The 13,619-nt window shown below is 47.0% G+C and carries 10 protein-coding genes; 3 read left to right on the forward strand and 7 right to left on the reverse strand.

Features of this window, described 5'->3' with window-relative positions; all coding sequences use genetic code 11:
- Nucleotides 1–62: 62 nt before the first annotated feature.
- From EHQ17_RS07195 to EHQ17_RS07210, 4 genes are all read right to left on the reverse strand, one after another.
- The gene (locus EHQ17_RS07195) at nucleotides 63–416 is read right to left on the reverse strand and encodes an LIC14007 family protein (RefSeq protein WP_135592463.1); all 354 of its coding nucleotides are present in this window, start codon (nucleotides 414–416) and stop codon (nucleotides 63–65) included.
- Nucleotides 417–677: 261 nt separating this feature from the next.
- Nucleotides 678–3,080, reverse strand: a complete 2,403-nt coding sequence (locus tag EHQ17_RS07200; RefSeq protein WP_135592465.1) for a SpoIIE family protein phosphatase — start codon at nucleotides 3,078–3,080, stop codon at nucleotides 678–680.
- A 245-nt stretch (nucleotides 3,081–3,325) separates the two neighbouring features.
- Complete coding sequence (locus tag EHQ17_RS07205; RefSeq protein WP_135592467.1) at nucleotides 3,326–5,341, reverse strand: oxidoreductase; 2,016 nt, start codon at nucleotides 5,339–5,341, stop codon at nucleotides 3,326–3,328.
- 189 nt (nucleotides 5,342–5,530) lie between these two features.
- Nucleotides 5,531–7,045, reverse strand: a complete 1,515-nt coding sequence (locus tag EHQ17_RS07210; protein WP_246057441.1) for a 2-isopropylmalate synthase — start codon at nucleotides 7,043–7,045, stop codon at nucleotides 5,531–5,533.
- Nucleotides 7,046–7,160: 115 nt separating this feature from the next.
- Between EHQ17_RS07210 and EHQ17_RS07215 the strand changes: the two genes are divergently transcribed.
- The gene (locus tag EHQ17_RS07215; RefSeq protein ID WP_135592472.1) at nucleotides 7,161–7,490 is read left to right on the forward strand and encodes a hypothetical protein; all 330 of its coding nucleotides are present in this window, start codon (nucleotides 7,161–7,163) and stop codon (nucleotides 7,488–7,490) included.
- Here the strand turns inward: EHQ17_RS07215 and EHQ17_RS07220 are convergent.
- From EHQ17_RS07220 to EHQ17_RS07230, 3 genes are all read right to left on the reverse strand, one after another.
- Entirely contained in the window at nucleotides 7,487–9,304 is a 1,818-nt protein-coding gene (locus EHQ17_RS07220) for a VanW family protein (RefSeq protein ID WP_135592474.1), read from the reverse strand. The genes EHQ17_RS07215 and EHQ17_RS07220 overlap by 4 nt on opposite strands.
- Before the next feature lie 166 nt (nucleotides 9,305–9,470).
- Nucleotides 9,471–10,100: a hypothetical protein gene (locus EHQ17_RS07225; RefSeq protein WP_135592476.1), complete on the reverse strand. Its 630-nt coding sequence runs from the start codon at nucleotides 10,098–10,100 to the stop codon at nucleotides 9,471–9,473.
- A 73-nt stretch (nucleotides 10,101–10,173) separates the two neighbouring features.
- Nucleotides 10,174–10,881 carry a queuosine precursor transporter gene (locus EHQ17_RS07230; RefSeq protein WP_135592478.1) on the reverse strand — a complete coding sequence of 236 codons (708 nt, stop codon included), beginning with the start codon at nucleotides 10,879–10,881 and terminating at the stop codon, nucleotides 10,174–10,176.
- A gap of 160 nt (nucleotides 10,882–11,041) precedes the next feature.
- On the opposite strand from EHQ17_RS07230, the gene EHQ17_RS07235 reads away from it, so the two are divergent.
- Both EHQ17_RS07235 and EHQ17_RS07240 read left to right on the forward strand, forming a co-directional pair.
- Nucleotides 11,042–12,670 carry a glycosyl hydrolase family 18 protein gene (locus EHQ17_RS07235; RefSeq protein ID WP_135592480.1) on the forward strand — a complete coding sequence of 543 codons (1,629 nt, stop codon included), beginning with the start codon at nucleotides 11,042–11,044 and terminating at the stop codon, nucleotides 12,668–12,670.
- A complete protein-coding gene (locus tag EHQ17_RS07240) occupies nucleotides 12,657–13,601 on the forward strand; it encodes an L-threonylcarbamoyladenylate synthase (RefSeq protein ID WP_135736167.1) in 945 nt (314 codons plus the stop codon). The genes EHQ17_RS07235 and EHQ17_RS07240 overlap by 14 nt, the downstream gene beginning before the upstream one ends.
- The last annotated feature ends 18 nt before the right edge of the window (nucleotides 13,602–13,619 follow it).

Below are 13,619 nucleotides of genomic sequence, written 5' to 3' on the forward strand. Positions count from 1 at the left end.
ACCGGAATCTAAGTAGATTTCAGGCTAAATCGCGGTCGGTTTAACTCAATCAGAATTTTAATTTAGGCTTCCGATTCATACTGAAAATCAAAATCCACCTTGGTTCGATCCGCTTCCCGCAAAAACGTTTCGATCCGATTGGAAAGAAAAAACCAGGTATTCTTGTTGAGAGTTTCTTGAAAACGCACGGAAAATGGAAGATAACTCGTCTCTGCGATGTTCGTATCTCCCGTATAATCCAAAAGAAGTGTGTAAGAAATCAAAAGAACGTTTCTGTCCACGCCGTTGGCTACCGAAAGTTCCACGGATTTTCGGGGCTCCTGCAGTAGAATTCTCCGCTTGAACCCATTTCTTGTTACGAAGAGCGGGGGGGAATCCTTGTTTTTACCACTGAGGGCACCGGAATAAATTTTCATACGCAATCGTTCGAAGTTCTATTCGTAATAAAATTCCCGGAACGAATCCAAATCCGATCCTCCGAATGATCGTATTGGATTTGAATCCGCCGGGAGAGAGGCTTGGCCCAGAAACGCGCCTGAAATTGAGGAGATTCGGATTGGCAATTTCAAGCATTCTCCCTGATCCAAGAGTTGCTACTCTTGACGCAGTTGAGAATTATGGGTGGATTCTAAAACAAAAATGAAACATTTGCAACAATAAAATCGCAATCTTACGATTTATGCACCTTTTTTTTGAATTTCCCGGGGAGGGCGTTTTTCCCAAATTTCAGAGCGTTCTTTTTTTTCCCAAGCCGACGGATTCGAAATTGCCGCAAGGGAATAGCCGCTCGTCCGTAGGATGAATTTTTCGGAAAGAAGTCGAATTCGTTTTTTGTTTTGAACACGATACGCCGTCTTGAGTGCGATCCGCAAAAGATTCAAATCAGACGGATGGAGTAGACAGGCTTGGACGATCCAAGAGCAAGCCTCTTCCTCCTTTCCTTCCTGAAGAGCCCGTTTCCCTTCTCGCACGAGCGTGGAAATTTTTTTCCGCAAAATTTCCCGTTGTGCGGTGGATTTGGTTCGAATTCTCATAAAACTCAAATCGTCCGAAAGTTCCCCTTTTTGGAGCAACCTTTCTTCCAGCTCGGAAAGTGTGTTCGGTGCGGAAGCCGCGACTTCTAAAAAAATTTCAGGAGCCGAGGTTTTTCGTTTTTCGGAAGATTGTTCGACCGGGAGATACAGATCTTCTCTTCCGTCCGATCCGAGTAGAATCGTATCACCATCTTCTAATATTTGATAGTGTATCTTGAGTTTGAGAGACGTTTCGGATACGGGAAATCCCAGTTTCGGAAGGATTTCTTCCGTGGAAAGGGGAAATACGCTTCCGTTCCGCACGAGAAGTAACGGAGGATGTTCGCAGTTTAGATAAAAAAAATCTCCGGTTTCAAATCGTACCAAGGCCAAGACCGCGGATACGAACATACTCCCGTCCAAGGATTGGAAAACCGCCTGTAGATTTTTATACAAGAGAAAGAGCCAATTCTCCGGACTACGATCGGGATAATCGGGGGTTTGTAGAAAACTTTTTACGATGGAACAAAAGATGAGGGCTCCGCTTGCTCCTTGGATGGATTTCCCCATCGCGTCCGCGTTGATGACCACCCGGTAAGGAATTCCGGAGATCAAAACCGTTTCGCAAAAAGCTACGTCTCCTCCGATCTCGTATTCCTTCTTTTTAAACTGGAATCGTTTGTACTGTTTTCGATGGGTTTCTATTTTTCCTTCCGGTGTTTCCAGATCCGAAGACAAAAACGGACGAAAGAGCAGGGTGATCAGAAAATAATCCCCGTCTTGTTGTTCTTTGAGGGTTTTGATCTTTTGAACGCTTTGGGTCAATTCTTCGGTTCGTGCAGCGATCCCCTTTTCTAATACGGCATTCCAGGAATCGAGTTTGGCGCGCATTTGTACGAATCGATTGGCCAAGGTAAGACAAAGAAAAAACAAAAAACATACTACGCCCATTCCTGATATTCTAAAACTTCTGAAATTGCCGCGTTCGGCGAGCACGTCCACGATTACGAACGAGATCAAACATAGAATTCCGCATAAAATCCTTTTTGCGTCCCGATCTTTTGGCGCGCTCGGAAGGACGATCCAGAACGAAAGTAACGCGTATCCGATCCAGGTGGTCTGTAGACCGTTACGGTTGACTCGATCCAAAAAATCAACGTCCGGAGCAAAAACGAAAAGGAGCGCAAAAACAAAAGAGCTACATTCCAAAATTCTCCGGAAACGAAGCCTCGTTTCGGGCCGGAATACCTCGGGTAAGGAAGCGGCTAAATCCCTTTTTTTTCCTCCGATTGGGCGTCGAAACCTCCGCAATCCCTTTTTCGGAACGGAGAAAAAAAAGGATTCCAAAAAAGCGCAGAAGGTCGGGAACAATAACACGAGAAATGAATATTCAAATTTCTTTAAATATATCATTTTTATTCCCGTAAAATATTTGAACTCACAGAGTGATATCTGATACAAGGAAAAGGAAATCAGAAAAATTCCGAAATAAAGGTTTTCCTTTCCCTTTTTTTCCTGTGCGAATACGAATAGGAAAAAAATTCCGATTAAACAAAACGAGGCGAAGGTGAGAAGTCCGGCGATTTCGGAGCGGACCCAACGTTTCCAGATCTGCGCGGAAGGACCGTAGACGATTTCCCCCGATAGAATTCCGAACTCATATTCGAAATAGGGTTTGAGATAGATTCGGATTTCGTTTTCACGTAGGATCGTTTCCGGTGGAATCGAATACATACGATGTCGATCGTATCCCTGCGGAGTTTCCGCCGCGTAGGCGGAAAAAAATTCCTCTCCGACTTCTTTCCCGTTCCAAAACACCCGGGTTCGGTCCGAAATTTTTCCCAGGCAAAGGGTGCGGGAAACGGAGGCAGATCCCGAAACATCTGTTTCCGTGAATCTTTTGCGAAGCAGTACCCACCCGTTTCCCGGTTCGAGTTCTTTTTTTAGATTTCGAGGAAGGTCGATTCGGATCCAGGGTTCGGTTTTGTAGGATCCGGGTAGGTGCGCCGAGTTCGATTCCGAAGGTTCCTCCACCGGAAAACGATACAACTCCCAGGATCGGGACAAATCGATTGCGACGAATTCGTTTTTGTTCGGATTTGAGTTTTGTCGATTTGCGGATTCTTCCGAAGACGGAAACCCGGTCGTTTCCGGTTTAAACGTCCAAAATTTCCCGTTTTCACATCCTGTCGAAAACGCGACGATCCATAAGAAGATTATAATTTTTGAATGCAAGAGCGTTCCCCCGACCCAAACGGTTCCTCGTTTTGCGCCGGGAGAACTGAGAATCGGAAAAAAACGGAGTTTTTTTCTTAATTTCTACCGCTTCCTATGGAAATCGCGGCCTCGAATCCTTCGAACATCGCACGTTTTGCGTCGATACCGGATGCGTCTTTGGCTCCTCCGATCAAAAAGGCGGGAATTCCCGTGTTTTTTTGTAGGAACTCCTCATATACGCCGACTTCGCTGAGCTGGCCCGCGCACAAGATGATGGAATCACATTCGATCGTTAGGTCCCCGTCCTTTTTGGTTTCTACGACCAATCCCTTGTCCGTCACTTCCTTATAACTCAGAGAAGTGTAAAATCCAACCTGTTTGTTTTCCAATTCCTGTAAAAGCGCCCAAGCTGTGGTCGCTCCCAATCCGGAGCCGATCTTTCCGGAACGACGAAAGATGGATACGTTTCGCTCCGCTTTTTCCGGTTGAATTTTGGCTTCGGTGTAGGTGCGAACGTTGTATTTTTGAAAGTAACTTTCGATCGTAGGAGCTTCCTCTTCGGTAAGTTTGTGCGCCACGTCGCATCCGATTCCGCCGCCCCCGATCACCGCTACATTTTTGCCGGGTACGAATTTTCCCGACAAATAGTCCGCATAGGACGCGGTTTTCTTTTTTTCGATTCCGGGGAGTGTGAATTCCCTCGGTTTGACTCCCGTCGCAAAGATGACCGCGTCTGGTTTTAAGGCCAGAATACTTTCGACGGTGGCTTTGTGTCCGAATTGAATTTCCACACCGAGCGTTTTTAATTCGTTTTGAAAATAACGGATCGTTTCCAAAAATTCTGACTTTCCGGGAATTTGAGCGGCGAGATTGAGTTGTCCTCCGATTTTATCGGTCGCCTCGAGAATCGTAACCTTGTGACCTCGACCGGCGCTGACTCGTGCCGATTCCAATCCGCCCGGTCCGGAACCAACGATCACCACGTGTTTTTTTTCGGCCGGTTCTAACTTGGCGATTTCCCATTCCCGGTTGGCGGAAGGATTCACCAAACAGGAAACCATTTGCTCTTTAAAGGTATGATCCAAACAGGCTTGGTTGCAGGCGATACAAGTGTTGATCCTTTCTTCCTGATCTGCTTTGATTTTTTGCAGTATATCCGGGTCCGCTAAAAAAGGACGGGCCATACTGAGTAGGTCCGCTTCGTTTTCTTTGAGAATTCGAGACATCGTTTCCGGCATATTCACCCGGTTGGAGGCGATGATCGGAATATCCTTGACTTTCTCCTTGATCTTTCCGGAAATTTTCGCCCAGGCTCCCCGGGGAACCAACATCGAAATCGTGGGAATTCTGGATTCGTGCCATCCGATTCCTATGTTCAGCGCATCGGCTCCCGTCTCCTTGAGTTTTTCCGCCAAGACGACCACTTCCTCGAACGTAGGATTTCCGGGAATCAAATCGATTCCGGACATTCGATATACGACGGGAAAATCCTTTCCTACTTTTTTCCGTATGTTTTTCATAACTTCGATCGCAAAGTTCATCCGTTTTTCCGGACTTCCCCCGAAGTAATCCTCTCTTTGATTGGTCACCGGAGAAAAGAATTGATTGATCAAATATCCTTCGCTCCCCATTACTTCCACCGCGCCGAATCCAACCTCTCTCGCTCTCAGCGCCGAATCTCCGAAATCCTCGATCGTTTTCCAAGCCTCTTCTTCACTCAGTGCTTTCGGGATGTATCGATTGATGGGTGCGCGTAACGCGGAAGGGGCGACGAGTTCCCGGTGATAGGAATATCTTCCCGCGTGGAACAATTGTGCGCAGAAAACTCCCTTGGGTTTGAGCGCGTTGGCCACGACCGAAAGTTCCTTACAATCCTCATCCTTCTGAAAATTAAAAAAGATATTGGATCCTTTTCCCTCGTGATTGACCGAAATTCCTCCGGTTGTGATAAAACAAGCTCCGCCGTCGAATCGTCTTCCGTAAAAGGCGATCATTCGTTCCGCGGTGGCGGGCATTCCTTCCAATCCCAAGTGCATGGATCCCATGATCACACGATGGGGCAACGTGATCGATCCGAGTCGGATCGGCTGAAAAATCTCTGAGTATTTCATAACAAACCTTTTGTTCCAAAGTCCAGTTCGAATTCTACGTTGGAATCGTATCTACTTTCGGGCAAGAGAATTCCTACGTTCGAACCCATATTGTTTGAAATCAAACTAAGAGGAACTTCGTTCGGGAGAGGGGTGTACAACGAGGGATTTGTGGACGATTGGTTGGAAGAGTAAACTCGAACGCGGCAGTTACAGTCGGTTGAGGGCCGATATATACGCTCTCGAACAGGCTTCGATGATATCCGTGGAACTTCCTTTTCCTACGACTCGTTCTCCTTTGTATTCGAGTGTGACCGAGGCTTCCGCCATCGCATCCTGTCCTTCGGTAACCGGAGAAATCACAAGACGGGAAACCTCCGGATCCATCCCGGTCGTTTTTTGAATGGCCTTGTAAATCGCATCCACAGGTCCGTCTCCCGTGGCGGATTCTTCCCGTATGTGACCGTCGATCGAAATTCTCACTCCGGCCGTGGGTGTACTTTTGGTTCCCGTAGAAACCGTAAATCCCTCGAGTTGAAATCGATCTTCCGTTGACTTTCTGGTTTCTTCGGAAAAGAGGGCGCGGATGTCCTCGTCATAGATTTCTTTTTTACGGTCTGCGATTTCCAAAAATCTTTGATACGCCGCCTCGAGTTCTTCGGGTTGCGGAGAAAAACCGAGTTTGACGATTCTATCCTTAAAACCGGCGCGTCCGCTGTGTCTTCCGAGAACCATTCGGTTGGAGGAAAGTCCCACCGTCTCCGGTTTCATGATCTCATAGGTTTCCCTGTGTTTGATGACCCCGTCCTGGTGAATTCCGGATTCGTGTGCGAACGCGTTGGCTCCTACGATCGCCTTGTTGGGTTGAACGAGCATTCCCGTGATGGTTTTTACGAGATACGATGCGCGGGCGATTTCTTCGGTTTTGATTCTCGATTGAATCCCCAGCGTGTCTTTACGGGTTTTCATGGCCATCACGACTTCTTCCATCGCCGTATTTCCGGCGCGTTCTCCGATTCCGTTGATCGTACATTCGATTTGACGCGCGCCGTTTTGAACCGCCGCCAGAGAATTGGCAGTGGCCAAACCGAGATCGTTGTGACAGTGCGCGGAAAAAATCGCCTTGTCCGCTCCTCGTACGTTTGAAATCAAAAACTGAAAGAGACTTCCGTATTCTGCGGGAGTCGTATAACCGACCGTATCGGGAATGTTGATCGTGGTCGCTCCCGCGGCGATTACGGCCTCACAGAGTTCGCGCAGAAATTCAGGCTCGGAACGGGTGGCGTCTTCCGGTGAAAATTCCACGTCGTCCACGAATTGACGGCAAAGGGTCACGGCTTCCACGGCCATCTTTAAGACCTCTTTGGGTTCTTTGCCGAGTTTGTATTTCATATGAATGGGAGAAGAAGCGATGAAGGTATGAATTCGTTTTTTCGCCGCCGGTTTTAATGCTTTCGAAGCCGCTTCGATGTCCGCCTTCATCGCCCGCGCCAGAGCGGTAATGATCGGCCCTTCGGTTTCCCGTGCGATTCGTTCCACGGCTTGGAATTGTACCGGTGACGAAACCGGAAAACCGGCTTCGATGACGTCCACTTTCATAGAAGCGAGTTGCGCCGCGATTTCCATCTTTTCATTTTCGGTCATTGCGGCGCCGGGACATTGTTCCCCGTCGCGAAGCGTGGTATCGAATATACGAACGTAGTCATCTTCTGGATGGATCGACATAGAATTCTCGCAAAAAAATCTTCTTCCAGTTTTTTCCGTTTTACAGATTAGACAACCAATTTAAAAGGAAGAATCCCGAAACTTCCGGAATCGATCCGGTTTCTCGTTTTCTTTTATGATCGAATTCTACGCGTCGAACTTTCAATCCACGGATTGCTCCGTGGCGGCCAGCCTCTACTCGGAAATATTCGGCTTCGAAGTTCTACGGAGTTCCGGAACACATTCGGAATTGAACGTTCCAGGATCGATTTTAATCTTCAGTAAGGAATCGAAACATTGTCCCGTTTCCCCGGGAACGATCACGTTTCGGATCGAAAAAAAAGATTGGGAAACCTTGTCTTCGCGTTTACTCGGCCGAGGTTTTCTTTTTGAATCGGGGGACGGAGATTCCTATCGTTCGGTTTTGGATCCTTGGGAAAATCGGATTTGGTTTTATTTTTCCTAATTCCGCGGAGTTTCCTTTTCCAAACCCAAACGCGACCGAACTTCCCGCTTTAAACTTTCGTAATCTCCTACGGGTAAAACGGTCACGTTTTTTTGCGTCGTTAGACCGGAGGCGGTTGTTGTTATCACCGGGATTCCCAGAGAAATCGCCTTTAAGAGTTGTCTGGGTTGGTGTTCTACGTAGGTAGGATAAACTACCAAACCGATTTCCTCCCAGGAATTTCGAAACGGATCTGCGGTTACGTTTTCCCAAAATCCTTCTCGTTCGACGGCGTTTCCTAAGACAAAAATCGAAAGATCGTTTTCTTCCGCCAATCGTTTCATTTCGTACGCGCCCTTTCTTCCGAGCGCCGATCCCGGAAATAAAATTCCCGTTCCCATTCTTTTTAGAACAGGAACTTCCGGTCGAAACCATTCCAAAAGGATCGATTGCCCGGAAAATCGATTCGCGATTTCCGCGTGGGGAGTAATCAGATTCCGAGCCGCGGCGAGGGCTTGGGTCTCGGATTGGATCCAGTGTTCGGATGCTCGGAAGTCGTTTAACGTTTCACTTTGCGGATGATTGGTATGGGCCTGATTCAAACGTTCGTGTAATAGATAAAATGGAAGTCGAGTCATCAATACGTCAAAGGTTCTTCCCGCAAAAACCCCCGCTTCCCAAAGGACCGGCAACAACGTCTGAGAAACGACGAGATGAGAAGCCTCAAAAGGAATACGTCGTGCGGCGGCTTGCGCTACGATTCGATCCAATTCCAAAGTGAGACGAAATCGATTCGTCGTCGCCGCGGTTAAATAACGAAGTTTGAATATTCTCCAAAGGGAGGGAAAAAATACGGATGATACGTTAGACGCGCTTCTTACACTCCAATCGAATCGATTCGTTTTCCAACGATTTCCGTTTTTCATCGGAACGATTACGGAATCGTTCGGCTTCCATCGGGTCCGCACGTATTCATCGAATTCGGGCCAGACCTCATCCAGAATCCAAGCGGTAAACTCGACGGTAGGGCGATTGTTCCAACCGTGCCGGCTACAAGCGATTTTACCGCAGCTATAACAATCGTTTAGCGAAGGGTGGTTTCGAGTTTCCTCGTTTTCCTCCGTTTTTGGGAACAACTCCGGAGCCTTTTCGTTTTTAGAAACGAGCCCGATTGATTCCTCGTTTGCGGCGGGAATGGGAGCGAGACTTCGAAATTGGACGATCATACTCTCCGCGTTGAATTCTATTTCGATCCGAAAGTCAACGGGGGAACGAAAGCGAAGATCGACGTAATTCCATTTTACAGTAGCGTCCCTGTTTTGTTCGGCGAGCGATCCGGGAATCACGGAAGAATGTCTGTGTCTTTCCAATATTTCGAAACCGGATCGAACTGCGACGTCGTAGAGTGCATTCGAAATTTGGCATATACCACCGGCGATACTCGGAACGATACAACCTTCTCGGATCTCCCTTCCTAAAACGAATCCTTGTCCTAAATTCGGATTTCCGATTTGTTTCCAAAAGCTGAATACTTGATCCGCGGTAACCTTGACGCCGTTCAGTTTTCTGGCGACGATTCTCAAGTTCTCGATCTTTCCTGCGGTCAATACTCTGTTTTCCACAGTGTCGTTCGGATTCCAAAGAGGGGTTTCCGAGGTCGCCAAGAGCGTAGAGATCGACCATCTACGATCTTCGTCTTTTTTCCAGAGAGGGACCGGAAAGAGAATATTTTTGAGTCCTCTATATCCTTGGAGTAGAAATACCTTAACGGCGAATCCAAGTTCGTCGGCGCGGGTTTTGGAAGAAGGTATTGTTCTGATTTGTGTCCGGTTCATCGATGCGCTTACTCAACACATGGAATTTTTTTCTTTGATACGAAATCCGTTCGTCCTTTAGACTACGAACATTTCTAAAGGAGAATCCGGTTTTGTTCTTCTTGAAATTTTAGAATTCGAGCGCGATGCTTAAGGAGTGGATCGTTTTTTATAAAAAGTTTTCTTTTCATTCGGAATCGGAAAGGTTTTGCTGCTTCTTTCCGACCTTTTCTTCTTCGATTCTTTTATTTTTTAAATCATAGATAAATCGATAACGTCTTGTGGAAAGCGAAACCAGTTCCGAACAATTTCGAACGTCCCAATGAGGATCGACGGTGATTTTTCGATCCTTTAGGAAATATCGATACTTCAATCCGCATTTACTTTTATCCGCGGTCGTATTCGAAATCCACAATTGTTTGTCGTTTTGCGGAAGGACCTCGTTCCAAAAGTATGTTTCCAAGTCCGAAGCGTAAAAATTTTCGTACCCCGGAAATTCTTTTTGCAGGGTTTGCCTTTCCACTTTAAAGAAACTCGATTCGGAACCGAAAATGCCGAATTTTTTTTTCCCGAAATACGCGAATCGTTCCTCTTCGAAAAGTTTCCGAACGTTGACGTCGATCTTTACGTGTTTTCGATTTTTGATCCAGAATTGAAAAAAAACTTCCACCGAGATTTGAGGAATGGATTCCAAATCGTTTCCTTTTTGTACGGTTTCAAAGGTCATGTTCCGTTTACCGCCGCACGCGGGGAAAAAAAGAACTCCGAAGATTCCGATTCGGAAAACGTTTTTTAAAATAGTATTCTTGAATTTCATCTTTTCGATTTTCCGAGACGAGTTCGATTTCGGATAGGATGGATATGGAAGTAAACTTTTTTCACCCGTCTTCCTAACCCGGAGAAATCGGATCCACGTCCGAATGGCCTTGTTCCATCGCTTTTTCGATCATCTTCTGCGCCTCCGGTCCCAAATATCGGTCGATAAGAAGATGCGCCAAATAGATAAGGGGAGTGATGGCGATCGCAACTCCGCATTTGTAGATGAAATTATTGGTCGAGATCGAGTTCAAATCCTGAAAGGACAAATTTCCTCCGCTTAAAGCGATATAAATGACCACGAAAGAATCCACGAGCTGGGATACGATCGTCGAACCGGTGGCGCGCAGCCACACGTATTTGTTTTTCGTTTTGATTCGGAGGAAATGAAAAATCTGGATATCGATCAACTGACCGATGGCATACGCAACGATCGAACCTACGATGACCTTTCCGGAATTGGAAAACACAACTCGAAACGAATGATCGTCCACGGGCGAATTGGGAGCCGCGGGAATCGAAAGATCGAGCATCAGCAGAAAATACGCCACGAAGATCATCACCATTCCGATCAGGGTGGTGAAACGGACTCCTTTTCTGCCGTAGTATTCGTTGAGAAGATCGGTCACGATGAACGTGACGGGGAAAGGAATTACGCCCATGGTCAAGGTGAAACCGAATGAGACAAAAAGTTTCGAGCCGGTCACTTCCGCTAAAATCAGAAACGTAAGAAAGAACGAGTTCAGAACTAAGAATAATTTCAGCGGTTTGGAAAGAGGCATACGATTTTTTCCCTTCCCCTTGGAATTCGTCAACACGTAAAAAGAACCGTTTGACAACCGTTCCACCGCCAAATCTCTGGAAGTGGGTCCCGAAACGGATCGTTCGTGGAAACTTCTTCATTTTCTTCGATTCCGATTCGATAATAAAACAGTAATACAGATGGCAAACAAACAAGAAGACAGATACAATACCCCGGACGGATTGTTCCAGCCGGTTCCCTTTCAAAAAACTCCAGAAACGAAACGGAAGATCCTCGTTTATTCTTCCGTTTGGTTTTTGCTTTCCGCGGTTTCATTTACGTTGGGAATCAACCTTCTCAAAAAACAGGAAACCCCGGCGGTCGGTCAGGAAACGGTCCGAGTCAGTTCCGTGGGCGTTTTGGACGGACTTCGGAATATTTTCTTTTTTACTAAAACGACTTCCTCTTCCGAAGAATCCGGATCGAAGGCGACCGAAGGTGATTCTGCGGGTTCGAACTTTTTTTCCTTCGCACAAGACGATGATCTTCCCGAGGCGACCTTACTTCCAAAAGCGGACGAAAACACTACGTTCCGCGCGTCCACCTGGTTTTCCGATTATGAAGCCATGAAAAAGACCGTCCATCTGTACAACGAAATCCATCCGTTTATCTACGGAATGAAGGGACGTGAAACGAACAACGGGGATCTTTATTCCAGCTGGGGAAGCACTCAAAAACACGAGCGGGTCGCCGAACTCCGCAAGTTGAATCCGAACGTTAAGGTCATTCCCACGATTTTCCGCTGGGAGAATAAATACGAAAAAATCTCCGAGAATATCGGTATGAACGGACGTAACGATATCCGGGACAAACATCTTTCAAACATTCTCCACGAAGTCGATACATACGGTTACGACGGAATCGACATCGACTACGAAGGTATGAGCTGCGAAAAAAAGGAAAAGTTCGAGGAGTTCATCGTAATCCTCTCCAAAGAAATGCACAAACGCGGAAAAATTCTTTCGGTCGCCGTTCATCCAAAAACCCCCGCGAAAAAAGAATCCCTAAAGGCGTGCAAAGGTCTGAAGGATAAGATCAAGATGGATTACGCGGAAAATTGGAGAGGTCCGATGACGCACGATTACGCATTTCTCGCCAAATACGCGGATCGTATTAAGATTATGGCATATGAATTGCATCCTCGAAAATATAGGAATCCGGGGCCGGGACCGCAGGCTCCCAATACTTGGATCAAAAGTATCATCGAATACGCGAAGGCGAGGGTGCCGTCCCGTCAGTTGTATATGGCCATTCCGACCTACGGTTACGATTGGGCCTTGAATTGTAATTCCAAAATCAAATCCGTCTATTACCAAGACGCGGTTCGTAAAAAGGATTTAGGAATCCATAGACAACCGACGAACATCGATCAGATTCTTGCGGATTCTAAAAATTCCGGCTCTTGGACCAATCTTTCCAAATTCTCCTGGGTGCACACGGGTAAAACCTACGAAGATCCGAGCATCTGGTACAAATCGGAAGGTTGTGATCGAGTCGCGTTTTACATGAATCGGAAAGCGTTCGAAGATAAGATGAATCTTCTGCGGAAGTACGATCTCGGCGGATTTTCCTTTTGGCAATTGATCAGCGACAACGACCCGGGAATCAACGATTATCTGGAACTATTGGTTTCCAACAAACTTCCTCCCGTGGAAAAAGTCAAAGAACCCGTCCAAGATCCCAATGCTCCGACCAACGAAACCAACCAAACCTCTCCGGAAGAGGCGAAACTAAATCGTAAACACGTCGAAAAGGTTGCGCGAAAATAAGGTCGATACGATTTTAACCGACTCTCCCCGGGAAGCGGCGCAAATCCTGCTTTCCGGGGGCCTTGTGGTCTTTCCCACCGAAACGGTCTACGGAATCGGGGCTTCCGCGTTCGATCAAACCGCTTGTAAAAAAATATACGAAGTAAAAAACCGGCCTTCGGACAATCCGTTGATCCTTCACGTAAAGGATTTGGATTCCCTTTTACGGTGCGCCGAGGTTCCTCAAAACGCGTTACGCGTCTTTGAGTCGTTTTCTCCGGGACCGATCACGGGGATTTTTAGAAAAAAGGATCCCCGCCTATTCACGGCGGGTTTGGCGACGGTTGCCGTCCGAATCCCGTCCCATCCGACCGCGTCCGAATTTCTAAAAGAAGCGAACGTTCCCGTGGCGGCGCCTTCGGCCAATCTTTCGGGAAAGCCATCCATTACGAAAATTGAATATATTCTGGAGGAGTTTTGGGGAAAGGTGGATTGTATTTTACGCGGACCCGACCCGACTATCGGAATCGAATCCACGGTGGTTTCCTTTGTGGAGGACGTTCCGATTCTTTTGCGCCCCGGTTTTATCGACGAAACGGATATCAGGACAAGGATCGATTTATTAGATATTTTGAATGTAGAAAATCCGGTCGAAACCGCCGTTATTAGTCCCGGTTTGAAATACAGACACTACGCTCCGCTCTGTAAGGTAGTCCTCGTGGAGTCCCTAACGAACGTTCCCGAAGACGTTGCACAAATCGGTTTTACTTTTTTCGAAACGCGCCCCTTCCAAGTTTTACTCGGTTCGAACGAGGAATATATGAGTTCCCTATATTCTTTTTTTGTGGAATGCGATCGCAGGGGGATACGAGAGGCTTGGTGCGAAATCCCGAAAGAAGGCTGGGGGAAACAGGCGCTTTTGAATCGTATCACAAAAGCGGCGCAGTCGTAAACGTTTCTTCCGAAAGAC

The organism is Leptospira gomenensis, assembly GCF_004770155.1.
Taxonomy (GTDB): Bacteria; Spirochaetota; Leptospiria; order Leptospirales; family Leptospiraceae; genus Leptospira; species Leptospira gomenensis.